The 25,480-nt window shown below is 69.0% G+C and carries 25 protein-coding genes; 14 read left to right on the top strand and 11 right to left on the bottom strand.

What is annotated here, in order from left to right; all coding sequences use genetic code 11:
* Positions 1-108 precede the first annotated feature (108 nt).
* The 4 genes from pgl to tkt are packed head-to-tail and all read right to left on the bottom strand — an operon-like array spanning position 109 to position 5,712.
* Entirely contained in the window at positions 109-843 is a 735-nt protein-coding gene (gene pgl, locus DDV73_RS17640) for a 6-phosphogluconolactonase (protein ID WP_109508577.1), read from the bottom strand.
* Entirely contained in the window at positions 840-2,477 is a 1,638-nt protein-coding gene (locus DDV73_RS17635; protein ID WP_109508576.1) for a glucose-6-phosphate isomerase, read from the bottom strand. The genes pgl and DDV73_RS17635 overlap by 4 nt, the downstream gene beginning before the upstream one ends.
* Complete coding sequence (gene tal, locus DDV73_RS17630; protein ID WP_109508575.1) at positions 2,474-3,583, bottom strand: transaldolase; 1,110 nt, start codon at positions 3,581-3,583, stop codon at positions 2,474-2,476. The genes DDV73_RS17635 and tal overlap by 4 nt, the downstream gene beginning before the upstream one ends.
* Positions 3,584-3,612: 29 nt before the next feature.
* The gene (tkt, locus tag DDV73_RS17625; protein ID WP_109508574.1) at positions 3,613-5,712 is read right to left on the bottom strand and encodes a transketolase; all 2,100 of its coding nucleotides are present in this window, start codon (positions 5,710-5,712) and stop codon (positions 3,613-3,615) included.
* A 107-nt stretch (positions 5,713-5,819) separates the two neighbouring features.
* Here tkt and DDV73_RS17620 point away from each other — a divergent pair, with 107 nt between their 5' ends.
* A complete protein-coding gene (locus tag DDV73_RS17620; protein ID WP_109508573.1) occupies positions 5,820-6,779 on the top strand; it encodes a heme o synthase in 960 nt (319 codons plus the stop codon).
* Between the two features lie 121 nt (positions 6,780-6,900).
* Here the strand turns inward: DDV73_RS17620 and DDV73_RS17615 are convergent, their stop codons facing one another.
* From DDV73_RS17615 to DDV73_RS17605, 3 genes are read right to left on the bottom strand one after another with little or no spacing between them, the layout of a single operon-like run.
* Positions 6,901-7,803: a COX15/CtaA family protein gene (locus DDV73_RS17615; protein ID WP_109508572.1), complete on the bottom strand. Its 903-nt coding sequence runs from the start codon at positions 7,801-7,803 to the stop codon at positions 6,901-6,903.
* 2 nt (positions 7,804-7,805) lie between these two features.
* Positions 7,806-8,582: an ABC transporter permease gene (locus tag DDV73_RS17610; protein WP_206050934.1), complete on the bottom strand. Its 777-nt coding sequence runs from the start codon at positions 8,580-8,582 to the stop codon at positions 7,806-7,808.
* Complete coding sequence (locus DDV73_RS17605; RefSeq protein ID WP_240617338.1) at positions 8,579-9,526, bottom strand: ABC transporter ATP-binding protein; 948 nt, start codon at positions 9,524-9,526, stop codon at positions 8,579-8,581. The genes DDV73_RS17610 and DDV73_RS17605 overlap by 4 nt, the downstream gene beginning before the upstream one ends.
* 115 nt (positions 9,527-9,641) lie before the next feature.
* On the opposite strand from DDV73_RS17605, the gene DDV73_RS17600 reads away from it, so the two are divergent.
* The 10 genes from DDV73_RS17600 (at position 9,642) to DDV73_RS17555 (ending at position 18,264) form a co-directional block, all read left to right on the top strand.
* Positions 9,642-10,610, top strand: a complete 969-nt coding sequence (locus DDV73_RS17600; protein ID WP_109508571.1) for an ATP-binding cassette domain-containing protein — start codon at positions 9,642-9,644, stop codon at positions 10,608-10,610.
* On the top strand, positions 10,607-11,461 hold the full coding sequence (locus DDV73_RS17595) for an ABC transporter permease (protein ID WP_109508570.1): 855 nt from the start codon (positions 10,607-10,609) through the stop codon (positions 11,459-11,461). Before DDV73_RS17600 ends, DDV73_RS17595 begins: the two co-directional genes overlap by 4 nt.
* Before the next feature lie 146 nt (positions 11,462-11,607).
* Positions 11,608-12,333 carry a helix-turn-helix transcriptional regulator gene (locus tag DDV73_RS17590; RefSeq protein WP_109508569.1) on the top strand — a complete coding sequence of 242 codons (726 nt, stop codon included), beginning with the start codon at positions 11,608-11,610 and terminating at the stop codon, positions 12,331-12,333.
* A complete protein-coding gene (gene sufB, locus DDV73_RS17585) occupies positions 12,330-13,748 on the top strand; it encodes a Fe-S cluster assembly protein SufB (RefSeq protein WP_109508568.1) in 1,419 nt (472 codons plus the stop codon). Before DDV73_RS17590 ends, sufB begins: the two co-directional genes overlap by 4 nt.
* A 101-nt stretch (positions 13,749-13,849) precedes the next feature.
* Positions 13,850-15,034, top strand: coding sequence for a Fe-S cluster assembly protein SufD (gene sufD / locus DDV73_RS17580; RefSeq protein WP_109508567.1), 1,185 nt, complete (start codon positions 13,850-13,852; stop codon positions 15,032-15,034).
* Positions 15,031-15,366 (top strand): non-heme iron oxygenase ferredoxin subunit, encoded by a 336-nt coding sequence (locus DDV73_RS17575; RefSeq protein ID WP_109508566.1) that lies wholly within the window; start codon positions 15,031-15,033, stop codon positions 15,364-15,366. The genes sufD and DDV73_RS17575 overlap by 4 nt, the downstream gene beginning before the upstream one ends.
* Positions 15,367-15,401: 35 nt before the next feature.
* Positions 15,402-16,172, top strand: a complete 771-nt coding sequence (gene sufC / locus DDV73_RS17570) for a Fe-S cluster assembly ATPase SufC (RefSeq protein ID WP_109508565.1) — start codon at positions 15,402-15,404, stop codon at positions 16,170-16,172.
* Positions 16,172-17,428 (top strand): cysteine desulfurase, encoded by a 1,257-nt coding sequence (locus tag DDV73_RS17565; RefSeq protein WP_109508564.1) that lies wholly within the window; start codon positions 16,172-16,174, stop codon positions 17,426-17,428. The genes sufC and DDV73_RS17565 overlap by 1 nt, the downstream gene beginning before the upstream one ends.
* Before the next feature lie 3 nt (positions 17,429-17,431).
* Positions 17,432-17,902: a Fe-S cluster assembly sulfur transfer protein SufU gene (sufU, locus tag DDV73_RS17560; RefSeq protein ID WP_109508593.1), complete on the top strand. Its 471-nt coding sequence runs from the start codon at positions 17,432-17,434 to the stop codon at positions 17,900-17,902.
* Entirely contained in the window at positions 17,899-18,264 is a 366-nt protein-coding gene (locus DDV73_RS17555) for a metal-sulfur cluster assembly factor (protein ID WP_109508563.1), read from the top strand. Before sufU ends, DDV73_RS17555 begins: the two co-directional genes overlap by 4 nt.
* An 827-nt stretch (positions 18,265-19,091) precedes the next feature.
* Here DDV73_RS17555 and DDV73_RS17545 read toward each other — a convergent pair.
* Together DDV73_RS17545 and DDV73_RS17540 are read right to left on the bottom strand one after the other, a co-directional pair.
* The gene (locus DDV73_RS17545) at positions 19,092-19,601 is read right to left on the bottom strand and encodes an NUDIX domain-containing protein (RefSeq protein WP_276310131.1); all 510 of its coding nucleotides are present in this window, start codon (positions 19,599-19,601) and stop codon (positions 19,092-19,094) included.
* A gap of 272 nt (positions 19,602-19,873) precedes the next feature.
* Positions 19,874-20,137, bottom strand: a complete 264-nt coding sequence (locus DDV73_RS17540; RefSeq protein WP_109508592.1) for a LysR family transcriptional regulator substrate-binding protein — start codon at positions 20,135-20,137, stop codon at positions 19,874-19,876.
* On the opposite strand from DDV73_RS17540, the gene DDV73_RS17535 reads away from it, so the two are divergent.
* The gene (locus DDV73_RS17535; protein ID WP_109508562.1) at positions 20,119-20,724 is read left to right on the top strand and encodes an aldehyde dehydrogenase family protein; all 606 of its coding nucleotides are present in this window, start codon (positions 20,119-20,121) and stop codon (positions 20,722-20,724) included. The two genes, DDV73_RS17540 and DDV73_RS17535, sit on opposite strands and share 19 nt — an antisense overlap.
* Before the next feature lie 29 nt (positions 20,725-20,753).
* Here DDV73_RS17535 and DDV73_RS29495 read toward each other — a convergent pair whose 3' ends face one another.
* The gene (locus DDV73_RS29495; protein ID WP_109508561.1) at positions 20,754-21,239 is read right to left on the bottom strand and encodes a DMT family transporter; all 486 of its coding nucleotides are present in this window, start codon (positions 21,237-21,239) and stop codon (positions 20,754-20,756) included.
* Entirely contained in the window at positions 21,121-22,581 is a 1,461-nt protein-coding gene (locus DDV73_RS17525; RefSeq protein ID WP_161962444.1) for an FAD-binding oxidoreductase, read from the bottom strand. Before DDV73_RS17525 ends, DDV73_RS29495 begins: the two co-directional genes overlap by 119 nt.
* 208 nt (positions 22,582-22,789) lie before the next feature.
* Between DDV73_RS17525 and DDV73_RS17520 the strand changes: the two genes are divergently transcribed.
* Complete coding sequence (locus DDV73_RS17520) at positions 22,790-24,376, top strand: sugar ABC transporter ATP-binding protein (RefSeq protein ID WP_109508559.1); 1,587 nt, start codon at positions 22,790-22,792, stop codon at positions 24,374-24,376.
* Entirely contained in the window at positions 24,373-25,425 is a 1,053-nt protein-coding gene (locus tag DDV73_RS17515) for an ABC transporter permease (RefSeq protein WP_109508558.1), read from the top strand. Before DDV73_RS17520 ends, DDV73_RS17515 begins: the two co-directional genes overlap by 4 nt.
* The last annotated feature ends 55 nt before the right edge of the window (positions 25,426-25,480 follow it).

Below are 25,480 nucleotides of genomic sequence, written 5' to 3'. Positions count from 1 at the left end.
TTCTCTATCCACAGGTGCTCAAGTCGTCCGCCATTCGTGCCCGGTCGGCGCTTCTGCGCGAACCAAAGATGCCCGGTCAGCGCATCTGCACCAGCCAAAAGTGCCCGGTCAGCGCAGATGGGCGGCGGCTGCTGTGTCGAGGTACCAGACGGTGCGTTCTAGGCCGCGGGGGCCGGAGGCCGGGACGTCGTCCACGCGGGCGTCTCGGGCGAGGGCCCGCGCCGCGGCGTCGGCCTTCCCGTCGCCACTGACCAGGAACCAGATGTCGCGGGTGTTGCTGAGTGCGGGGATGGTGAGGGAGAGCCGCTCGGGTGGGGGCTTGGGGGACCCGGTGACGGGGACGACCGGGCCGGCGGCGTGCACCTGCGGGAAGCCGGGGAACAGAGAGGCGCAGTGCCCGTCCGGTCCCATGCCGAGCATCACGATGTCGAACGGCTCGGCACGCAGCGTCGAGGCGTACGCCGCGGCGGCAGCGTCCAGGTCCGGCCCGAAGGGTCCGTCGGCGGCCGGCATCTCGTGCACCAGGTCCGCATTGACCGGGACGTGGTCGAGCAGCGACTCCCGGGCCTGGACGGCGTTGCGGTCGGGGGAGTCGGCCGCGACGTACCGCTCGTCGCCGTACCAGATCTCCACCCGCGTCCAATCGACGTCGCGGGCCCGCGGATGTACGGCGACCGCCGCGTGGACCAGTGCCGCGATGGTGCCGCCGGTCAGCACGATGGCCGGTACTCGGCCGACCGACTGGATCTCCGCGAGCCGGGTGACCAGCGCGGTCGCCACCTCGGCGACCACGTCGGCCTCGGTCGCGAGTACCTTGACGGTCGGGTCCGCGAATGCGGTCACGTCAACGCGCTCCGGACCACGTCGAGGGCGGCCAGGTCGGTGACATGCAGCCGCAGTATCGGACGACGGTGCTGGGCGAGCACCTGGCCGTCGCCGACCGCCTGCGAGGTGAGGAACTCGTGGAACGTGAACGGCCGGTCCGGCACGTCCAGGTCGGCCACGGGTACGCCGGTGATCTGCAGGTAGATGCCGGTCGCCGGGCCACCCTTGTGGTACTGGCCGGTGGAGTGCAGGAACCTCGGCCCCCAGCCGAAAGTCACCGGCCGGCCGGTCCGGGTCGCGAGCGCCGGCCGGACGGCCTCGAGGGCTGCGTCGCGGTGCCGGTCGAGGTAAGCCTGGACCGCGACGTACCCGCGGTCGGTCACCTGGTCCAGCAGTGCCGTGACCGCGTCGGCGATCGACTCGGCGCTGTCCGGAAGCCAGTCGCCCGAGGCGTAGATCTGGACGTGCCCGTCGGTGTAGTCGGGCGACGGAGCGGCTCCTGCACCGTCGAGCATCGACCGCGCGGCGGCCTTGGCGCTCTCGACGTCGGGCTGGTCGAACGGGTTGATGCCGATCACGCGTCCGGCCACCGCGGTGGCGTACTCCCAGAGCAGCAGCTGCGCACCGAGTGGCGCGTCGATCGTGGCGCCGTACGACGACGCCGGGCGGACCTTGTCGAACACGAACTCCGGACCGAACGTCACGAGGACCTCGTCGGGCGTGCTCGGGACGAAGTTGGGCGCGTCGGTGCTCTCGACGACCACGGGCAGGACGCCCAGGCCGTCCTTGCCGGTGGACTCAGCGACCAGCTGCTCCGCCCAGTCACCGAGTCCGGCGTACGGCGCGCCGGCGTTGGCCAGCACCAGCTTGTCGACGCCGGCGTGGTTGGCGATGCCGAGCAGCGCGCCCAGCCGCAGCCCGGGGTTGTCGTCGCCGTCGGCCTCCAGGGCCGGCTGGATCGCCGCCGCCTCGTCCAGCAGCGCCTCGATGTCGGCACCGGCCAGCCCGCTCGGCACCAGCCCGAACGCGGTCAGCGCCGAGTAGCGGCCGCCCACCGACGGGTCCGCGCGGAAGACGCGGTAGCCCGCCGACGTCGCCGCCTCGTCGAGCGGCGAGCCGGGATCGGTGACCACCACGATCCGCTCGGCCGGGTCGATCTCGGCATCGCGGAACGCCTTCTCGAAGGCGCGCTTCTGGCTGTCGGTCTCGACGGTGCCACCGGACTTGCTGGACACCACGACCACCGTCTCGGCCAGCCGTTCCTCCAGTGCGGTACGCACGAAGTCCGGGTCGGAGGAGTCGAGTACGACGAGGTCGACGCCCGCTGCGCCACAGATCACCTCCGGCGCGAGCGACGAGCCGCCCATGCCGCAGAGGACCACGCGAGTCACACCCGACTCGGCGAGTGAGGACCGCAGCTCGGCGATCTCGGCGAGCAGCGGTCGTGAGGTGTCCGCCAGCGACACCCAGGCCAGCCGCTTCCCGGCTTCCGCCTCGGCCGCCTTGCCCCACAGCGTCTTGTCCTGGGCGGCGAGCCGGCTCGCCACCTTGTCGGCGACGAGCTCCTCGACCGCGGAGGCGAACGCAGACTCGTCCGGGTAGCCGAAGAAGAGCTCGAAGCCCTCACCCTTGGTGGTGTTCCAGGCGGTCATCCGCGCGCGGCCTCGAGCTGCTCCTGGACCGTGCCGAGGAGCTCGTTCCACGAGGTCACGAACTTCTCGACGCCCTCCTTCTCGAGTACGGCGATCACGTCGTCGTACTCGACGCCGACGGCGGCCAGCGCCGCCATCACCGACGATGCGTGGGCGTAGTTCGTGGTGACCTGGTCACCCGCGATCTCGCCATGGTCGGCCACCGCTTCCAGCGTCTTCTCGGGCATCGTGTTCACGGTGTTCGCGACGACCAGGTCGTCGACATACATCGTGTCGCGGTAGTCCGGGTTCTTGACTCCGGTCGAGGCCCACAGCGGACGCTGGGTGTTCGCGCCGGCGTCGGCGAGCTTCTGCCAGCGCTCCCCGGTGAAGAACTCCTGGTAAGCCTGGTAGGCGAGCCGCGCGTTCGCGACCCCTGCCTTGCCGCGCAGCCCGAGCGCCTCCTCCGAGCCGAGCGCCTCCAGCCGCTTGTCGATCTCGGTGTCGACCCGGGAGACGAAGAAGGAGGCGACCGAGTGGATCTTGGACAGGTCCTGCCCGGCGGCCAGCGCCGCCTCGAGCCCGGCGACGTAGGACTCCATCACCTCGCGGTAGCGGCCGAGGCCGAAGATCAGGGTCACGTTGACGCTGATCCCCTCACCGATCACGGTCGTGATCGCCGGTCCGCCCTCGGTGGTCGCCGGGATCTTGATGAAGAGGTTCTCGCGGTCCACCTCGGCCCACAGGGCGCGTGCGGACTCGACCGTCGCGTCGGTGTCGTGCGCCAGGTCCGGCGCCACCTCGATCGAGACCCGGCCGTCGACGCCGTCGGTGGCCTCGTAGGCCGGCGCCAAGACATCGCACGCGTCGCGTACGTCGGTCGTTGTCAGCTCGAACACGGTCGAGTCGACGTCCGCCCCGGCGGCGACCAGCGACCGCACCTGCGCGTCGTACCGCTCGCCCTCCTTGAGTGCCGCCGCGAAGATCGACGGGTTGGTGGTCACGCCGACCACGGACTTGTCCTTGATCAGCTCGGCTAGGTTGCCGGTCTCGATCCGCTCGCGGGACAGGTCGTCGAGCCAAATCGAGACCCCGGCTTCGGCGAGTTGCTGCAGACGCTCTGACATCTTCGTTCCTCCGATGGGGTGAGGCTCTGTTATCGCTTGGCGCGCTTGTACAGGTAGTGGCTCTCCTCCGCCGCCAGGGCGACCGCCTCTGCGGTGATCCCGAACTCGCGGAAGATCGTGGCGAAGTCGGCCGAGGCGCCGAAGTGGTCAAGCGACACGATGTGGCCGTGGTCGCCGACGACCTCGCGCCAGCCCTGGGCGACGCCGGCCTCGACGCTGACCCGGGCCTTGACGATCGGCGGGATCACGCTGTCGCGGTAGGCCTCGTCCTGCGCGTCGAACCACTCTCGGCAGGGCATCGAGACGACCCGCGCGTCGATGTCCTTGCCGGCGAGGATCCGCCGCGCCTCGACCGCGAGCTGGACTTCAGACCCGGTGCCGATGAGTACGACGTCGGGCGCGCCGCGCTCGGCGTCGATCAGGACGTAGCCGCCTCGGCGGACGCCATCGGTCGTCGCGAACCCGTCCTTCCCGCGCGGGAACGTGGGGACGTTCTGGCGGGTGAGGCAGAGACCAGCCGGCCGATCGGTGTGCTCGAGGATTGTTTTCCAGGCGGCGACGGTCTCGTTGGCGTCGGCGGGGCGCACCACGTCGAGGCCGGGGATCGCGCGCAGGGCCGCGAGATGCTCGACCGGCTGATGGGTGGGGCCATCCTCGCCGAGGCCGATGGAGTCGTGGGTCCAGACATAGGTGACCGGAAGCTTCATCAGCGAGGCCAGGCGGACCGCCGGCCGCATGTAGTCGGAGAAGACCAGGAACGTGCCGCCGTACACACGGGTGCCGCCGTGCAGTGCGATGCCGTTCATGATCGAGCCCATGGCGTGCTCGCGGATGCCGAAGTGCAGCACCCGCCCGTACTTGTCGCCCTGGAACTCCTTGGTCGAGAACTCCTTCGGCACGAACGACGGCTCGCCCTTGGGCGTGGTGTTGTTGGACTCGGCGAGGTCCGCGGAGCCACCCCACAGCTCGGGCAGCTCGGGCGCGATCGCGGAGAGCACCTCACCGGAGGCCTTGCGGGTGGCCAGGCCCTTCTCGTCGGGTTGGTACGACGGCAGCGCGGCCGCCCAGCCGTTGGGAAGGGTGCGGGTGAGCATCCGGTCGAAGAGTGCCTTGCGCTCGGGGTTGGCCTCAGCCCAGGCGTCGAACTCCTCACGCCACTGCGCCTCGGCGGCCCGGCCCCGCTTGACCAGGCTGCGCGTGTGCTCGAGAACGTCCTTGCGGACCTCGAAGGTCTGCGCCGGGTCGAAGCCGAGCACCTTCTTGGTGGCGGCGACCTCCTCTTCGCCAAGCGCGGAGCCGTGTGCCTTGCCGGTGTCCTGCGCGTTCGGGGCGGGCCAGGCGATGATCGTGCGCAGCACGATCAGGCTCGGCTTGTCGGTGACCTTGTCAGCCGCCTCCAACGCATGCCAGACGGCCTGGACGTCCTCGACGTACTCCTTGCCGCCGTTTCTCCAGTCGATGGTCTGGACGTGCCAGCCGTACGCCTCGTAGCGGGCCGCGACGTTCTCACTGAAGGCGATGTCGGTGTCGCCCTCGATCGAGATGTCGTTGTCGTCGTAAATCATCGTGAGGTTGCCGAGCTGCTGATGGCCGGCGATCGAGGACGCCTCGCCGCTCACGCCCTCCTCGAGGTCACCGTCGGAGCACAAGGCGTAGATCCGGTGGTCGAATGGGCTGTTGCCGTCCTCGGCGTCGGGATCGAGCAGGCCACGCTCGCGGCGGGCCGCCATCGCCATGCCGACCGCGTTGGCGACACCCTGGCCGAGCGGGCCGGTGGTGGTCTCGACGCCCGCGGTATGGCCGTGCTCGGGGTGGCCAGGGGTCTTGCTGCCCCAGACGCGCAGCCGCTTGAGGTCCTCGAGCTCGAGCCCGAAGCCGCCGAGGTAGAGCTGGGTGTAGAGGGTGATGCTCGAGTGGCCGCAGGAGAGCACGAACCGGTCGCGGCCTGCCCAGGCCGGGTCGGCGGGGTTGTGGCGCATCCGCTTCTGGAAGAGGAGATAGGCGACCGGCGCCAGGCTCATCGCCGTACCGGGATGGCCGTTGCCGACCTTCTGCACCGAGTCCATCGCCAGGACCCGAGCGGTGTCGACCGCCCGCTGGTCGAGGTCGGTCCAGTCGAGCTTGGTCACAGCTGTCCTCTTTCGCTAGCGGCAATATCTATGTCCGCCGCCGAGCCTACTCACGCCGAGCGTTACACTCGACTCCGCATCGCCACCCTTTCACCCCTGAGGTTTCTGTGACGTACGTCGGCCAGTCGGCCTCTGCTCGCACGCGGGCCGACTCCCGCAACGACCGAGTGTCGTCCGCGAGTCTCCGCGACGTCGTGCAGGCGTACGTCGGTCTCACCAAGCCTCGTGTCATCGAGCTGTTGCTGCTGACCACCGTGCCGGTGATGTTCTTCGCGGCCCGTGGGGTGCCCGAGCTCGGGCTGGTTGTCGCCACCGTCATCGGCGGCACCCTGTCGGCGGGCTCGGCGTCGGTCTTCAACTGCGTGTACGACCGCGACATCGACGAGCAGATGCGCCGTACCCGCCGCCGGGCGCTGCCACGCCACATCGTGTCGCCGCGGGCAGCCACGATCTTCGGGTTCGTGCTTGGCGTGCTGTCGACGCTGGTGCTGGGCCTGTTCGTCAACTGGCTGTCGGCCGGCCTGGCCGTGCTCGCCAATGCGTTCTACGTCTTCGTCTACACGATGGTGCTGAAGCGGCGGACCACCCAGAACATCGTCTGGGGCGGCCTGGCCGGCTGCTTCCCGGCGCTGATCGGCTGGACCGCGGTCACCAACTCGCTGGCCTGGACGCCGGTCGTGCTGTTCCTGGTGGTGTTCTTCTGGACCCCGCCGCACACCTGGGCGCTGGCGCTGCGCTACCGCGAGGACTACGCAAACGTCGACGTCCCGATGCTCCCGGTGGTGAAGCCGGCCCGCGAGGTCGGCCGGCAGGTCGTCGCCTACTCATGGGTGATGGTCGCGACGTCGCTGGTGCTGTGGCCGGTCGCCGGCACCGGCTGGTTCTACCCGGCGGCGGCGGCCGTGCTGGGCGTCGTCTTCCTGGTCGAGGCCCACAAGATGTGGTCGCGAGCCCAGGACACCGAGGACCTGTCGGTGATCAAGCCGATGCGGCTGTTCCACTCCTCGAACCTGTACCTGTCGCTGCTGTTCGTGGCGGTCGCGCTCGACCCGCTGCTGACCCGCTGAGCCCGGCTCGCAGAAAATTCTCAAGAAAGTTCGCCGAGACAGGCAACCGATAGGCATCTCACGTCGTCTTACCCAATGACGACGGCAAGGCCTGTTCACGGGGGTGTGGGCCTGCCGTCGTCTATTTTGTGCCGGAATCTCCGGCCTGCGGGCGGCTCCAGAGCACGATCCAGGCCAGCGCGGCCGCCGTGAGCGCCGCGCCCAGCATGTGTACGGCGACCAGCCCGACCGGTAGGTCGAGGTAGTACTGCACGAAGCCCGCCGCACCCTGAGCAAGCTCCAGCAGCAGCAGCGCGCCGGCAGCGCGCCGTACCCGCTCGTCGCGCTCGCGGACCGCCTGCACCACAAGCCCGAGCGTGAGCGCCACCAGTAGGTAGACCGCCGAGGCGTGCACGTGCGACATCACCTGTGGGTCGAGCCCGTTGCGCTTCGCGTCCAGGTCGCCGGCGTGCGGCCCGCTTCCGGTGACCACCGTCCCGAGGTAGAGCACCAGCCAGCCGACCGCGAAGACCAGCCAGGCCAGCCGCCGTACGCCCTCGGAAGAGCCGGCCCGATCCGGCCCGCGCAGGGTGTCCAGCAGCATCACGCAGAGCCCGATGATCGCCATCGAAGACAGGAAGTGGAAGGCGACCACCCACGGGTTCAGGTCGGTCAGCACGGTGATCCCGCCGATCACCGCCTGCGCCGGGATGTAGAGGCCGATCAGGAACGACAGCCGGGTGGCCCGGCGATGTCCGGCCCGCCAGGCGGCCAGGAACGTCAGCAGCACCACCGCGGCAAGAGCGAAGGTCAGCATCCGGTTGCCGAACTCGATCGCGCCGTGCACGCCGAGCTCGCTGTGTGGTGTGTACGACGAGTCGGTGCAGCGCGGCCACTCGGGACAGCCGAGGCCGGATGCGGTGAGCCGGACCGCGCCACCGGTGACCACGATGCCGACGTTTGCGAGCAGGTTCGCGACCGCGAGCGGCCACAGCAGGCGGGCGAGACGGCTCGGGGCGCCCGGGGGCGCGGTGTCCAGCGACATATCTACTCCCAGCGGAAGAAGCGGGCGGCCAGCACGGAGCCGGCGACCGCCCACGCGCCGAGGACGAGCAGGGGTACGAGGGCGAGCTGGCCGTCGATGAGTGCAGCCCGCAGGCTGTCGCCGAGCGCCGCGGAGGGGAGTACCTGCAGCGCCGCGCCCGCCCCGCCGTACGACGAACGGGGGAGCAGCACCGCGCCGCCCATCATCAGCAGCAGGTAGACCAGGTTGGCCGCGGCCAGCGTCGCCTCGGCGCGGAGAACGCCGGCCAGCGCGAGACCCAGCGAGGCGAAAGCCGCGGTGCCGAGCAGGGCGCCGACGACAGCCAGCGCGATCCCGGCCACACCGCCGTCGGGCCGCCAGCCGAGCCCGAACCCGACCGCCGCGATCACCACGGCCTGCAGGACCTCGACGACCAGCAGTGCGCCGATCTTGCCGGCGAGCAGCCCGCTGCGCGGCAGGGGAGAGGCTCCGAGCCGCTTCAGCAGCCCGTAGCGGCGCTCGAACCCGGTCGCGATCGCCAGCGACGTGAACGCCGTCGACATCACGGCCAGCGCGAGCACGCCGGGGGTGAGTACGTCGACCGCCCGGTGGTCGAACTCCAGGTCGAGCTGCCGGGCCGCCACCACGCCGCCGACCAGCGCCAGTACGGGGATCACCACCGCGAGCAGCAGCTGCTCGCCGTTGCGGAGCAGCAGCCGGGTCTCCATCCGCGCCTGGGCGCGGACCATCCGGCCGAACGGGGCGGCGCCGGGGGCCGGCGCGAAGGTCTTCGTCGTCACTGCTCCTCCTCCAGGCCACGACCGGTGAGCTGCAGGAAGACGTCCTCGAGTGTGCGCTGGCCGAGGCTGAGCGTCTCCGGCAGCACGCCGTGCTCCTCGCACCACGCCGACACCTTCGCCAGCGTGGTCGCGTCGGCTGGGCCGGTGATCAGCAGGCTCTGTGGGTTGATCGGGGTGACCTCGGTGTCGCCGCCGAGCGCTGCGCGCAGCGACTCCGGAGCGGTCGGCGGGAACGGCTCGGTGACGACCAGGCGGATCGTCGAGACGCCCTTGGACCGGGTCAGCTCGAAGGGTGACCCGGACGCGATCAGCCGGCCGCGGTCGATGACGTGGACGAGGTCGGCGAGCCGCTCCGCCTCGTCCATGTAGTGGGTGGTGAGCACGATCGTGGCGCCGTCGTCGCGGAGCTCGTTGAGCAGCTCCCAGGTGGTACGCCGCGCGCCGGGGTCCATGCCGGCCGTCGGCTCGTCGACGAAGAGCAGCTCGGGGCGGCCGACCACGGCCATCGCCAGCGCGAGCCGCTGCTGCTGGCCGCCGGAGAGCCGCCGGTACGGCGTCCGCCCGCACTCGTCGAGCCCGAGCCGGTCCACCAGGAGCTCCACCGGGACCGGGTCGGCGTGCAGGGCGGCGATGTGCCGCAGCATCTCGTCGGCGCGGACACCGGACCACGCGCCGCCGGACTGCAGCATCACGCCGATCCGGGGGAGCAGCTCGCGGCGCTCGCGGACCGGGTCGAGCCCGAGCACCCGCACCGTCCCTGCCTGCGGCCGCCGGTAGCCCTCACACGTCTCCAGGGTGGTGGTCTTGCCGGCACCGTTGGGACCGAGGACGGCCGTGATCGAGCCGCGCGGGACGGTGAGCGAGAGGTCGTCGACGGCGGTCTTGGCGCCGTACCGCATCACCAGGCCGCTGATCTCGACGGCTGGGGCGGGAGAGCTGGGCACCGGCACAGTCTAGGAACACGCCCGGGAGCTCCGCCTCATGCCCCGGTCGGACTTTCGCCGAGACCGCGACGAAAGTCGGATGAGACTGTCGGCGCAGACCTCTAGTGTCGGTCGCATGAGTTCTCAACCGGCCATTGAGGCCGAAGACCTGGTCAAACACTTCGGCGACACCCACGCCGTCGACGGCGTCAGCTTCACCGTCCCCGAGGGCAGCGTCCTCGGGATGCTCGGCCCCAACGGCGCGGGCAAGACCACCACCGTGCGGATGATGACGACGCTCACCAAGCCCACCAGCGGCACTGCCCGGGTTGCGGGCCACGACGTCGTGAAGGAGCCGGCCGCGGTCCGCAGCAGCATGGGCCTGACCGGCCAGGCGGCGACCGTCGACGAGCTGCTCACCGGCCGGGAGAACATCCGGCTGATCGGCTCCCTCTACGGCCTGCCGTCGGCGTACATCCGCAGTTACGGCGACGAGCTGCTGGAACGGTTCTCGCTGACTGAGGCTGCGGACCGGACGGCGAAGACCTACTCCGGCGGCATGCGGCGTCGGCTCGACCTCGCGGTCAGCCTGGTGGCCACGCCACCGGTGCTGTTCCTCGACGAGCCGACCACCGGTCTCGACCCGCGCAGCCGGGTCGAGCTCTGGGACGTGCTGCGGGGTCTGGTCAAGGACGGCACCACGCTGCTACTGACCACGCAGTACCTCGAGGAGGCCGACCAGCTCGCCGACCGGATCGTGGTGATCGACCACGGCAAGGTGATCGCCGAGGGCACGCCACTGGAGCTCAAGGAGCAGTCCGGCAAGGCCGCGCTGGTGGTGACCGTGTCCCACGCCGACCAGCTGCAGACCGCGGCCGGCCTGATGCGCGACCTGGTGGACGAGATCCACGTCGACGAGTCGGCGCGCCAGATCACGGCGCCGGCCGAGGGCCTGCGCGACGTACACCGGGTGGCGACCGCGTTCGAGTCGTCCGAGATCGTGCTCGACGACCTCGGCCTGAAGCGGCCGAGCCTCGACGACGTGTTCCTGCACCTGACCGGCCATCGCGCCGAACCGACCACTGAAGAGGAGGCGACGGCATGACCGACGTCGACATCAGCAAGGCAGCCACGGCGGCGGTCGGGCGTCCCGAGATCCGCAACACCGGTCTGCTCCGGCAGTCGCTGTCGATCGCCAAGCGCAACCTGATCCACATCAAGCGCATGCCCGAGATGCTGATGGACGTCACCATCCAGCCGATCATGTTCGTGCTGCTGTTCGCCTACGTCTTCGGCGCGTCCATCGACACCGACTCGCCGGCCGGCTACCGCGAGTGGCTGATGGGCGGGATCATGGGCCAGACGATCGCGTTCGCCTCGTTCATCGTGGCGGTCGGTCTCACCGCCGACCTCGACAAGGGCATCGTGGACCGGATGCGGTCGCTGCCGATCAACCCGGCGGCGGTGCTGGTCGGCCGGAGCATGTCCAGCCTGCTGCACTCCAGCATCGGCATCGTGGTGATGTCGGTGACCGGCCTGTTCATCGGCTGGCGGATCCGCGGCAGCTTCCTCGACGCGCTGCTGGCCTACGCCCTGCTGCTGATGTGGGGCTTCGCGATGATCTGGGTCGGCATCCTGGTCGGCTCGGCGATGCGGTCGGTAGAGGCGGTCAACGCCTTGATGTTCGCCACGATGTTCCCGATCACGTTCCTGGCCAACACCTTCGCGCCGACCGACCCGATGCCGACCTGGCTGCGCGTGGTCGCCGAGTGGAACCCGATCTCGTCGCTGGTGCAGGCGGTCCGCGAACTGTGGGGCAACAGTCCGGCGGCGCCCGACAGCGCCGCCCTGCCGCTGCAGCACCCGGTGCTCGCGACGCTGATCTGGACGGTCGTGATCACCGCGATCGTCGCACCACTGGCGCTGCGCGCCTTCGGCCGGCGGACGGCGACGTAGCCGCTGCGGCTGGTCACTGACGTCATGCGGTCCGGTCGCCACGGCGACCGGACCGTATGACGTGCGTCACGGGCGGCAGGTTGCCCGCGGGTGGCTTAGGTGACCCTTACTTGAAGCAGCCCGCGGAATAACGTCACACTAGTGTTGTGGAATTCGCCCGGACCTCCCTCGGCACCCCGGAAGGGGATGCCCCGACGCGTGCGCGCGTGGCCCGGTCGATCCTGGAGAACGGCCCGTCGACCGCGGCCGATCTGGCCAGCCGGCTCGACCTGACCGCCGCCGCGGTCCGGCGCCACCTCGACCATCTGCTCGAAGAAGACACGGTCGAGGCCACCGAGCAGCGGCCCCACGGTAGCCGCGGGCGCGGCCGGCCGGCGCGGGTCTTCCGGCTCACCGAGACCGGGCGCGACCACTTCGACCAGCAGTACGACGACCTCGCCACCGAGGCGCTCCGCTTCCTCGCCGAGTCCGGCGGACCGGAGGCGGTCAACGAGTTCGCCCGGCGCCGGGTCGCGTTCATCGAGCGCGACTTCGCCCGGATCCGTGAGGAGCAGCCCGAGCTCAGCTCGTCCGAGGTGCTGGCGCAGGTCCTCTCCAACGGCGGGTACGCCGCCTCGGTGCGCCAGCTGCCGATCGGTGACCAGCTCTGCCAGCAGCACTGCCCGGTCTCCCACGTAGCCCACGAGTTCCCGCAGCTGTGCGAGGCCGAGACCGAGGCGATCGGCAAGGTGCTCGGCCGCCATGTGCAGCGGCTGGCGACCATCGCCCACGGCGACGGCGTGTGCACCACCTGCATCCCCGACCTACCTGTGGTTTCGACGACAAGCCCGACCACGGCCCCTGAGAAGAAGAAGGATGGAGCGTCAGCATGACGACGATCGAAGAACTCAACCCCGAGCTCCAGGGCATCGGGAAGTACGAGTTCGGCTGGGCGGACCGGGACGAGGCCGGCTCAGCGGCGACCCGCGGCTTGAACGAGGACGTCGTACGCGACATCTCGGGCAAGAAGTCGGAGTCCCAGTGGATGCTCGACCTGCGCCTGAAGGGCCTCAAGCTCTTCGGCCGCAAGCCGATGCCCAAGTGGGGCTCGGACCTCGGCGGGATCGACTTCGACAACATCAAGTACTTCGTCCGGTCCACCGAGAAGCAGGCCCAGTCGTGGGAGGACCTGCCCGAGGACATCAAGAACACCTACGACAAGCTCGGCATCCCGGAGGCGGAGAAGCAGCGCCTGGTCGCCGGCGTCGCGGCGCAGTACGAGTCGGAGGTTGTCTACCACCAGATCCGTGAGGACCTGGAGGAGCAGGGCGTGATCTTCCTCGACACCGACACCGCGCTGAAGGAGCACCCGGAGCTCTTCCAGGAGTACTTCGGCACCGTGATCCCGGTCGGCGACAACAAGTTCGCCGCGCTGAACACCGCGGTCTGGTCGGGTGGCTCGTTCATCTACGTGCCGAAGGGCGTGCACGTCGACATCCCGCTGCAGGCCTACTTCCGGATCAACACCGAGAACATGGGTCAGTTCGAGCGGACCCTGATCATCGTCGACGAGGACGCCTACGTGCACTACGTCGAGGGCTGCACCGCGCCGATCTACTCCAGCGACTCGCTGCACTCCGCGGTCGTCGAGATCATCGTGAAGAAGGGCGGCCGGTGCCGCTACACGACGATCCAGAACTGGTCGAACAACGTCTACAACCTGGTGACCAAGCGGGCGACCTGCGAGGCCGGCGCCACCATGGAGTGGGTCGACGGCAACATCGGCTCCAAGGTGACCATGAAGTACCCAGCGGTCTACCTGATGGGTGAGCACGCCAAGGGCGAGACGCTGTCGATCGCGTTCGCGGGCGAGGGCCAGCACCAGGACGCCGGCGCGAAGATGGTGCACGCCGCACCCCACACCTCGTCGTCGATCCTGTCGAAGTCGGTGGCCCGCGGCGGCGGCCGGACGTCGTACCGTGGCCTGATCCAGATCAACGAGGGCGCCCACGGCTCGAAGTCGAACGTGCTGTGCGACGCGCTGCTGGTCGACCAGATCTCGCGCTCGGACACCTACCCGTACGTCGACATCCGCGAGGACGACGTCTCGATGGGCCATGAGGCCACCGTGTCGAAGGTCTCCGACGACCAGCTCTTCTACCTGATGAGCCGCGGCATGCAGCAGGACGAGGCGATGGCGATGATCGTGCGCGGCTTCATCGAGCCGATCGCGAAGGAACTGCCCATGGAGTACGCCCTCGAGCTCAATCGGCTGATCGAGCTGCAGATGGAGGGCGCCGTCGGCTAGGCCTTCGGCCTATCCGACGCCGCCCGTGGGAGGGGGCCTGGCTCAAGGGCTCCCTGGACACGACTCGCCTCAAGAAACGTTTACGGAGAGAAGCAGAAGCAGTGACTGTTGTTGACACCCCTGCCGTCGCGGGCGCCGTGGAGACCACCAAGATCTCCAGCCACCTGCACCCGGAAGGGTCGTTCGATGTGGCCGACCACCCGGTGCCGACCGGGCGCGAGGAGATCTGGCGGTTCACGCCGCTGAAGCGGCTGCGCGGGCTGCACCAGGAGGTGCCGCTGGACGGCGGCAGCTTCAAGGTCGACGTGCAGCCGGCCGCCGGCGTCACGGCCGAGTCGGTGGCCGCCGACCACGAGCTCCGCGGCGCGTCCGGCCTGGTGCCCCACGACCGGATCAGCGCCCGGGCCTGGGCGGCCTCGGATGCGGTGTTCCTGGTGGACGTGCCGGCCGAGCTGGCGACCGACGAGGTCACCACGATCGCCCTCAGCGGCACCGGCAACGAGGTCGCCTCGGCCGGCCACCTGGTGATCCGCGCCGGCAACTTCTCCCGGTCCACCGTCGTGGTCCGGTTCGAGGGCACGGCCACGTTCGCGGAGAACGTCGAGATCCTGGTCGGCGACAGTGCCGACCTGACCGTGGTCTACCTGCAGGACTGGGCCGACGACGCCGTACACCACTCCACCCAGCACGCCAAGGTCGGCCGGGACGCGACGCTCAAGCACGTCGCGATCTCCTTCGGCGGCGACGTGGTCCGCAACGACACCACCGCCGAGTACGCCGGTCCCGGCGGGTCGGTGGAGATGCTCGGCCTTTACTTCGCCGACGAGGGCCAGCACATCGAGCACCGGCTGTTCGTCGACCACACCGCCCCGAACACCAAGTCGCACGTCACCTACAAAGGCGCGCTGCAGGGCGAGGGCGCCCACACCGTGTGGATCGGCAATGTGCTGATCCGCAAGGTGGCGGAGGGCATCGAGACCTACGAGGAGAACCGCAACCTGGTCCTCACCGACGGCTGCCAGGCCGACTCGGTGCCGAACCTGGAGATCGAGACCGGTGAGATCGAGGGTGCCGGCCACGCCTCGGCGACCGGCCGGTTCGACGACGAGCAGCTGTTCTACCTGCGCTCGCGCGGGATCGAGGAGGATGAGGCCCGACGGCTCGTCGTGCACGGGTTCTTCAACGACCTGATCCGCAAGATCGGCGTACCCGAGCTCGAGGACAAGCTGACCTCGACGGTGGAGACCGAGCTCGCGAAGAACGTCCTGAAGGGCCTGCCGGCATGAGCTTCGAGCGTGCCTGCACGGTGGCCGAGGTCCGCGACGACGAGGCGCTGGCGGTGACCATCGAGGAGCTCGAGGTCGCGGTGGCCCGCGACGGCGACGAGTTCTTCGCGGTCCAGAACGTCTGCTCGCACGCCGAGGTGGAGCTGTCCGAGGGCGAGGTCGCCAACGGCACGGTCGAGTGCTGGCTGCACGGCTCCTGCTTCGACTTGCGCACCGGCAAGCCCACGCACCTGCCCGCCACCGAGCCGGTCGCGACGTTCCCGGTCGAGGTGCGCGGCGACGAGGTGTACGTGGACGTCACCACCACGCTCAACGGCGTCCGCCCCAGCTGATACCCACAGATTTCGAAGGAAGAGAGAAGCAACAGATGAGCACCCTGGAGATCAAGGACCTCCACGTCTCGGTCGACACCGAGGACGGCGCCAAGGAGATCCTCAAGGGCGTCACGCTGACCATCAAGGACGGCGAGACCCACGCGATCATGGGGCCCAACGGCTCCGGCAAGAGCACGCTGGCCTACTCGGTCGCCGGGCATCCGAAGTACACCGTGACTAGCGGCTCGGTCACGCTGGACGGCGAGGACGTGCTGGCGATGACCGTCGACGAGCGGGCGCGGGCCGGGCTGTTCCTGGCCATGCAGTACCCCGTCGAGGTCCCGGGCGTCTCGGTCTCGAACTTCCTGCGTACGGCGAAGACCGCGATCGACGGCGAGGCGCCGAAGCTGCGGACCTGGGTCAAGGACGTCAACGGCACCCTCGAGCGGCTGAACCTGGACCCCACCTTCGCGCAGCGCTCGGTCAACGAGGGCTTCTCCGGTGGTGAGAAGAAGCGGCACGAGATCGCCCAGCTGGAGCTCCTCGACCCGAAGGTCGCGATCCTCGACGAGACCGACTCCGGCCTCGACATCGACGCGCTGAAGATCGTCGCCGAGGGCGTCAACCGGTTCACCGAGGACGCCGACAAGGGCGTGCTGCTGATCACCCACTACACGCGGATCCTGCGCTACATCAAGCCGGACTTCGTGCACGTGTTCGTCGACGGCAAGGTCGCCGAGGAGGGCGGTCCGGAGCTGGCCGACCAGCTCGAGGCCGAGGGCTACGACAAGTACATCCAGGCAGCGAAGAGCGCGGCAGTCTGATGGTCGGCGGCCTGCTTCCCGAGCTGGGGGTCCTGCGCAAGGACTTCCCGATCCTGTCGCGCACGCTCGCGGGCGGGCTGCCTCTGGTCTATCTGGACAGCGCGAACACCTCGCAGAAGCCGCAGTGCGTGATCGACGCGATGGTCGACCACCTGGAGCGGCACAACGCCAACGTCGCCCGCGCCATGCACCAGCTCGGCGCGGAGTCGTCGGAGGCGTTCGAGGCGGCGCGGGACAAGGTCGCGGCGTTCATCAATGCGCCTCGCGATGAGGTGATCTTCACCAAGAACGCCTCCGAAGCGCTCAACCTCGCCGCCAACACGCTCGCCTGGGCGCGGGGGCCGCTGCAGGTCGGTGAGGGCGACGAGGTCGTGATCACCGAGATGGAGCACCACTCCAACATCGTGCCGTGGCAACTGCTGACCCAGCGGACCGGCGCGACGCTGCGCTGGTTCGGTCTCACCGACGACGGCCAGCTGGACCTGACCAACATCGACGAGCTGATCACCGAGCGCACCAAGGTGGTCGCGCTGACCTGGGTGTCGAACATGCTCGGCACCATCAACCCGGTCGCCGAGATCGCGCGTCGGGCCCACGAGGTCGGCGCGATCGTGGTCGTCGACGCCTCCCAGGCAGCGCCGCAGCTGCCGGTCGACGTGACGACCAGCGGTGCCGACCTGCTCGCGTTCACTGGTCACAAGGTGGTCGGCCCGACCGGGATCGGCGTGCTGTGGGGCAAGCGCGAGCTGCTCGAGCAGCTGCCGCCGTTCCTGGGCGGCGGCGAGATGATCGCCACCGTCGAGATGGAGCGGTCGACGTACGCCGGGATCCCGCACAAGTTCGAGGCCGGCACGCCGCCGATCGTCGAGGCGGTCGGGCTGGGCGCCGCGGTCGACTACCTCAGTCATATCGGGATGGACGCGATCCACGCCCATGAGCAGGCGATCACGGCGTACGCGCTGGAGGGCCTGGCCACCGTGCCCGGTCTGACCGTGCTCGGTCCGCTGGACGCGACCCAGCGCGGGGGAGCGATCTCCTTCGAGATCGACGGCGTGCACCCTCACGACGTCGCGCAGGTGCTCGACTCGCGGGGGATCGCGGTCCGGGCGGGCCACCACTGCGCCAAGCCCGCTCACAAGCGGTTCGGCGTGCAGAGCTCGACCCGGATGTCGTCGTACCTCTACACCACGCCGGCCGAGATCGACGCGCTGGTCGACGGCCTGGAATACACCCGCTCCTACTTCAAGTTGGGCTGAGTGATGAGTACCGACCTGGACACCCTCTACCAAGAGATCATCCTCGACCACTACAAGAACCCCCACAACAAAGGCTTGCGGGACGAGTTCGAGGCCGAGGTGCACCACGTCAACCCCACCTGCGGTGACGAGATCACGCTGCGCGTGCACCTGGTGGACGGTCAGGTGAAGGACGTGTCGTACGACGCCCGGGGCTGCTCGATCTCGCAGGCGTCGGCGTCGGTGCTCACCGAGCTGGTGATCGGCATGCCCATCGACGAGGCGATGGCGATCCACGAGAACTTCCTGACTCTCATGCAGAGCAAGGGCACCATCGAGCCGGACGAGGACGTGCTGGAGGACGGGATCGCGTTCGCCGGCGTCGCGAAGTTCCCGGCCCGCGTGAAGTGCGCACTACTGTCGTGGATGGCCTGGAAGGACGCCACCGCCCAGGTGCTCGAAAGCAACAGTCTCGAGAAGGAGACCGCACGATGACCGACCTCAGCGACCTGCCCGACGTACCCGAGGCTGGTGGCGTCGGCACCACGACCGTCACCGTCGAGGAGATCACCGAGGCGATGAAGGACGTGGTCGACCCCGAGCTCGGCATCAACGTGGTCGACCTCGGCCTGGTGTACGACGTACACCTCGACGACTCGACCAACGTCGTGCTCGACATGACCCTCACCTCGGCCGCGTGTCCGCTGACCGACGTGATCATGGACCAGACCAACACCGCCCTCGAGGGCCTGGTGAACGACGTCGCGATCAACTGGGTTTGGATGCCCCCGTGGGGCCCGGACAAGATCACCGACGACGGCCGCGAGCAGCTGCGCGCCCTCGGCTTCAACGTCTGATCTGCATAACCGCAGGTCAGAACGCTGTTTTCGCAGGTGTCGTTCTCACAGATGAACTCTGCTGACGACTCCTAGTTGGCTGTACGCGCCGCTTGGCGGCGGTGTGATCGTCGCATCCAGATCGATGCGATATGTGGTGCTGGGTGACTGAGGGTGCGTTGAGTGCCCCTGGGTTACCCAGGGGTGCGGAGTTTGTGCTTGGTTTGTGCGTAGTGCTGGCGGCGGGCCAGGGTCACTCGGTTTTGCAGCCCCGGCTGCGCCAGCAAGCCCGCTCTGCGTCCGGCGGTATCCGCGCCCCCGCGAACCGCGCCGCCGGGTCGCCGGCCGCGAACCCGGCTGGTCGTTGTCTGACCCGTCGGGCGCCGGCGCCGGTTACGCCTCGAAGCCAAGATCGGCTTGATCCCAGCCGCCGGGCATGCCTGGTGGAACTTTCACGCGCCGCCAAGATTGCCGTGATCGGTGATCGCCCACGCCAGATGACCGGCCGGCTTCGCCATCGCTACCAGGTCGGCGCCACAAGGGTCTCCGTCGCCCTGGTGCCGCGACATCGGCCTACGTCCCCATGGCCGGTCGCGCGCAGGTCGTGTCGCACCCTGGACGCGGCTGGCTGAACCTGCTGGTGCTAGCGGACGTCCCGCCCGCAGCACCACGAAGGAAGACCATGAACAACCCCGACACCCGCCTTGGACGTCATCCGTGGGTCGGCCGAGCCGAAAAGGGCACAACGCCAGAACCATCGCTGCGTTGACGAGCTATCCCGGTTGTGCTCGCCGGAGCATCCTGGACACGGCGTCCATCGACAAGCAGGCCCTGGCCGAGCACATCGGCTACCGGACGCGTTCGGCCTGTCCAGCTTCGCGATCATCCGCGGCAACGACTGCGGCGGTGGCGGCGAGCACGCGGTCAAGCCAGCTGACTCGGTTGCCGAAGCGCGGTACGTCGCAAGGTCGCACCCAGCGATAGGCGTCATGCTCATGGTTGAGCTTGAGGCGGCGCTGGCCGGTTTCAGCCTTGAAGGTGTGCACACGCCAGGTACGCCCGTCGCCGTCTTCAAGATGCAGGACACGACCGGAGCTGAACGAGTGCAGCGCGACGACACCGAGGCCCGTCTCCTCCTGCAGCTCCACCAGCGCCTGCTGCGCGGGCGTCACCTTGGCGTCGAGGTAGCCGGTGACGCAGTGCCATCGCCCGCGGTCATGGTCGACGGCGGCGCTGCGGCGGAACAGTGCGGTGCGCCCGCGCCATCCCACGACCACAGCCACGATTGTTCGAGACCGTGGCACGTCGACCGATTCCCTTGGTTCGCCGGCCGTAGGGAGGCCCGCCGTTGCATTCATCGGACACACGGGGGAGCGATCGGGCGCGAACGCGATGTGATCGTCATACGGCACCTCGGCTTCCTCGTCGTACTTGGATCTGGTCGGTCAGTTTCAGAGCGCGTGTGCCCATGAAAGCGAGGGAGGCGGGCGAGCACATCCCCGAAGCCACGGAGATCGATGCTTATGTAGGTACGCCGTAGCGCTCGGCGCAGAAGTCCGTCAGTCGGTGCGCGAGGGCAGCGAGGGAGGCGGCGGCGTGATTGGTGGGATCCATGCGGCGTAGAGCCGGACTAGGACCGGGCCCCCGGGTCGGTTATGCGTAGGGGGATGAGGTCGAAGTGGGGGTCGTCGGAGACGATCGCGATGCCGCGGCCGGCGGCTGTCAGGGCCTGCGCCACCTCGGGGGTACCGAACTCTGTCTGCGACCTCGGCGCGAGGCCGGCGTCGCGCAGGGCTCCGTCGATGGCCCGCCGCGCGTGCTGCTCGGGCGGCAGCACCAGCAGGTCCTCGTCGACGAGTTCGGTGAGTCGGACCGATGTGCGGCCGGCCTGCACGGGCGGCCAACCGGTTCCTGGTGCAGGAGTCGGTCTCGGACGAGTTCGCCGAGAAGTTCGCGGCCCGCATGGCCGCCGAGAAGGTCGGCCGCGGCACCGAGGACGGTGTCACCGTCGGACCGCTCATTGACGACAAGGCCCGCGAGGGCGTCGCCGCCCTGGTCAGGGACGCGACCGACCGCGGCGCCCGCGTGGTCGCGGGTGGCGCCGCAGTCGGCGACATCGGCTACTTTTACGCACGAACGGTGCTGACCGACGTACCGACGGACGCGAAGCTGATGCAGGAGGAGATCTTCGGTCCGGTCGCACCCATCACGACGTTCTCCGACCACGACGAAGCACTACGCATGGCGAATGACACCCGCTTCGGCCTGGTTGCCTACGCGTTCACCCGCGATCTGACCCGGGCGCTTGAGGTCAGCGAGGCCCTCGAGTTCGGCATGGTCGGCATCAACCAAGGCATCGTCTCCAACCCCGCCGCGCCGTTCGGTGGCGTGAAGCACTCCGGGTTCGGCCGTGAGGGCGGGCCCGAGGGGATCGAGGAGTACCTGTCGGTGAAGTACGTCGGCGTGGCTCCGTCTCGTTGAGTACCGCGTCGCCGACGCGGGTCGGTGGTTCAGTGTGTGCCGCCGGCTTCCAGCGCGAAGACCCCCAACGCGACGAGGCCCAAGCCGCCCAACTGCACCCAGGAGAGCGTCTCTCCGAATAGGGGCACGCTCAGCAGCGCGATCGCAGCGACCCCGACCGCCGCCCAGATGCCGTAGGCCACGCCCAGCGGCAAGTCTCGATGCACAGCGAGGCCCAGCAGGGCGAAGGAGGCGACGTATCCGGTGATGAGCGCCGCTACGAACGGCGTCTTGGAGAACCCGTCCGAAGCGCGAACGCAGAGTGTCGCCATGATCTCGGCACAGATGGCCCCTGCAAGCAGCAGATAGGCGGTGATGAGCGTTCCTCCTCTTCCCGCTCGTTGCGGACCGGCGGTCCTAGGCAGGCGGGATGTTGTGGTTGAGGTGGAAGAGGTTCTCCGGGTCGTACTGCCGCTTGAGCGCAACCAGCCGCTGCCAGGTCTCCTCGCCGAACGAACGACGCTCTCGATCCACATCAGGACGTGACTGGACGTTGCCGTACCCGATGTCGGAGTGCGACTCGCACGTGCTCAACGTGGTCATGAACTCGTCGGCCCACCCGATGTTCTTCTCGTCGTCCGCCTCGTCCTCCCAGAAGGTGTCGGGCATCATGAGCCACGCTCCCGGCCGATTGCCCACCGCGAGTGCGCTCGGGTGCTCCGGGTCACGTCCGCGACCGACGGCTACCAGGGTGAGCTCCGCGGTGAGCTCCAGCTCCTCCATGCGCTGGGCGGACGTCGTAACCGCCTCGATCACGTCGTCGGTGAGGGCCTCGACCTCGACGAAGTCGTACCACTGACGGCACGGCACGATGAAGGAATCCATCTCGCACGTGAAGTCGTAGAGCGACCTCTCGACTACCCCGTCCAGCGCCGGCGGGTAGGCCTCTCGCAGTGGACGCAGCTCCTCGACAGCCTGGTCGCGATCACCGATGTGCACCACCACGACCATGAAACCATGCCTGCCGCGGAGCGCCTCGGGGTAGGCCGGCTCGTCCGGGACCACCGACGAGTACACGAACATGGACATGTCCTCGGACGCCGTCATCACCAGCTCATCGACCAGCCGCAGGACATCGGGGCCCTGCTCCGGCGTGTACATGAGGGTGCCGATGAGGGCCTTCTCCGGCACGCGGCAGAGCTTCTGCTTGACCCACGTGACGATGCCGAAGTTGCCGCCCGCGCCACGGGCTCCCCAGAACAGCTCGGAATTCTCGTTCGGAGCGAGACGAAGCACCTCACCGTCGGCCGTCACAATCTCCATCTCCAGGATCGTGTCGACGCCCCAGCCGAGCTTGGGCGACAACGGCCCCCAGCCTCCGTGGACGTTGACGCCACCCACGCCGGTGGTGCGCATCCACCCCATCACGCCCCCGAGGCCATGGCGTCCCGCCTCGGCATAGAGGTCGCCGCCGAGGGCACCTCCCTGTAGCCAGGCGGTCTGCTCCATCGGTTCCACCTTCACCGCTCGCATCAAAGACAGGTCGACGACCACCCCTCCGTCGGTGCGCGAGAAGCCCGCCGGGTGCGTCCCGCCGCAGCTGACGGCGATCTCCAGGTCCGCAGCGCGCGCGTACCGGACAGCGGCCACGACATCGACGGTGTTCGCCGGCCGGAGGACGAGGGCCGGATGCTTGTCGAAGCGCCTGTTGAAGTGCCGCCGGTAGCCGTCGTACTCCGGGTCGGCGGGGGTCACGATTTCCCCGTTGAACCCGTACCGGAGGTCCGCGAGGAGATCCGCAGGCGTCTGTGCCGCGGCGTTGCCTGCTCCGGCACTGGTGTGTTCGAGGTCGGCGGAGGTCGCCACGTCTGCGGTCACGATGTTTCCCTTCATCGGTGGAGGACGCGCCGTCCACGGCGGCTCGGCGGCCGTCGGTGCAGCACTGTTGTGGCCAAGAACATAGGTAGTCCGCGGCGGGGACCTCAATGGCTCCAGACCGAAGTACGTGGCGATGTAGGTAGTCCCCGGGACTCTTTCCGGGCCGGCGGCCGCGACGATGGCGTGACGCGAGCTACGAGGAGTTCTGATGCATGTCGACGTCACGACGGTCGAGGGACGTGAGCGCCGGATCGCCCTCCGGGTGACAGACCTGGTGAAGACGTTCGGCGGCACCCGTGCGGTTGACGGGGTCAGCTTCGACCTCGAGGCCGGAACGATTCACGCCCTGCTCGGAGGCAATGGATCAGGGAAGTCGACGACGATCAAGGTGCTCAGCGGCATGTACAAGGCCGAGCAGGGGGTCATCGCCTTCGACGACGAGTACGGCGCGGGCGCATCCGACGCCTCGTCCTGGACGGCCGCGAGGGCGCGGGAGGCCGGCCTTCGGTTCGTCCACCAGCAGTGCTCGACATTTCCCGAGCTCACCGTCGCGGAGAACCTCGCCGTCGGGCACGGGTTCGAGACCGGGGTCGGCGGCCGCGTCCGCTGGCGCGCTCAGAGACGGCATGCGCGTGACACGCTTCGACGCTTCGGTCTTGACCTCGATCCGACGTCGCCACTGGCGCGCTATGGAGTCGCGACGCATGCGATGGTGGCGATCGCCCGCGCACTTCAGGATCTGGCGCCCACTGACGACGGTGGTGCCGCCGGGGTCCTCGTGCTCGACGAGCCGACCGCTGCGCTGCCGCCCCGCGAGGTGACGGTGCTCCTCGACGAGCTCAAACGACTCGCCGGTCAGGGCCAGACCATCGTCTACGTGACCCACCGGCTCGAGGAGGTGGTCGAGATCGCCGACCGCGCGACGATCCTCCGCGACGGGCGGGTCGCCGCGACACTCGACGGATCCGAGATCACGCACGACGCGCTGGTCGAGCTGATCGCCGGGGAGAGCCGCGTGACGACGGCGACGGTGAGCCACGCACCGAGGCCGGGCGGCGTCGCGCGACTCCGGTGCGCCGGGCTCGTCGGCGGAGCGGTCCGCGGGGCCGACTTCGACGTACGGGCTGGTGAGATCGTCGGCGTCGCCGGCCTGCTGGGCTCGGGTCGCTCGAGCCTGCTACGACTCGTCAGCGGTGACGCCGCCCGTGATGCCGGTGAGGTCTTCCTCGACGACGTGCCGGTCTCCTTCGGCTCGCCGCGGGACGGCGTTCGTGCCGGGGTCGCCTACTCGCCGGAGGACCGGCGCGACTCCGCGGCGTTCATGGACCTGTCCGTGCGGGAGAACATGGGCATCCTCTCGACGCGAGGGTACTTCCGATGGGGCCGTCTTCGGCACCGATGCGAAGCCCGGGACGCCCATGACCTTTGTGGGACCTACCAGGTGCGCGCCGCCTCCACGGAGATGCCGCTCGGCCTTCTGTCCGGCGGCAACCAGCAGAAGGCGCTCCTCGCTCGCTGGCTGAGGCTCGAGCCACGACTGCTCCTTCTGGATGAGCCAACGCAGGGCATCGACGTGGGGGCACGGGCGGAGATCTGGCAGCTGGTCCGGCGGGCCGTCGACCGGGGTTCAGCCGCGCTGGTGGTGCTGTCGGACTTAGAGGAGCTGGTCTCGATGTGTGACCGGGTGATCCTCGTCCGACGCGGAGAGACGGTCGGCGAGCTCGACTGTAAAGAGCTGACGGACACGGCGCTGGAACAGGCCGTGCTGGCAACAGAAGGGACGAACGTGGCATGACCAACGAGGCAATCGCACCCGCAGGGCCGACGACCGTCGAGGGCGGCGTCGTGGGTGGAGAAGAAGATGGGCGCGCACCGTCCCCAGTGCGTGGGCACCGACGACTGGTCGACTACCTCGAGGCTTTCGCGCTGCCGGTGTGCCTGATCCTTGCTGGCGTCTACTTTGCGCTTAGTCCGGCGACCTCGACGACGTTTCTGACAGCCGCGAACCTGCAGGTCCTGATCGGGGGGCAGGCGGTCGTGGCGGTAGTGGCCCTCGCCTTGCTCGTGCCGCTGTGCGCCAACCAGTGGGACCTGTCGGTCGGCGCCACGGCCGGTCTCGGCGCGGTCTACGCCGCGGCGACCATGTCCGGGGGCAGCCTGACGAAGGGCCTGCTGATCGGGATCCTCGTCGGCGCGATCGTCGGGTGCCTCAACGCGCTGATCGTCACGAGGTTCAACGTCAATGCCGTGATCGCGACGCTCGGCACGATGACGATCCTCGCCGGGGTGATCAACCTCAAGACCGGCGGGATCGCGATCGTCAGTGAGATTCCGACGTCCCTGATCAACTTGGGATCGGAGACCTGGCTGGGCGTCCCCAAGATCGGAGTGCTCCTCGCGGTCGTCGCGCTTGCAGTGCACTACCTCCTCGAGCACACGCCGTACGGCCGCTACCTGTACGCGCTCGGCGCCAACTCGACCGCGGCGCGGCTGGTCGGACTTCGCACCAGGTCGCTGATTGCCTCGACGTTCGTCATCGCGGGGGTGTTGGCGGCGATCGCCGGCATCCTGGCGGTCGCACGGTCTGGCGGCGCCAACCCGCGGCTCGGCGACCAGCTGCTGCTCCCGGCGTTTGCCGCCGCCTTCCTCAGCGCTGCGTCGATCAAGCCGGGGCGCCCCAACGTCGGCGGGCTGCTGGTCGCCGTGTACTTCCTCGCCGTCCTCAACAACGGGTTGAGCCTCGCGGGCGCCGAGCCGTACGTGAGCTCGTTCGTCAACGGCGGGGCGCTGATCGTCGGAGTCGCGCTGGCGACCTACCTGGGACGGCGCAAGCGCGGCGAGTAGTCGCGCGAGATCGGCGCTACGGCACGAACGGCGGGATCCGGCGATAGCATCGCTT

The sequence above is a fragment of the Nocardioides speluncae genome, assembly GCF_003121585.1.
Classification (GTDB): Bacteria; Actinomycetota; Actinomycetes; order Propionibacteriales; family Nocardioidaceae; genus Nocardioides; species Nocardioides speluncae.
The sequence above is the reverse complement of the archived record's forward strand: the minus strand, read 5'-3'. Positions and strand labels throughout refer to the sequence as shown.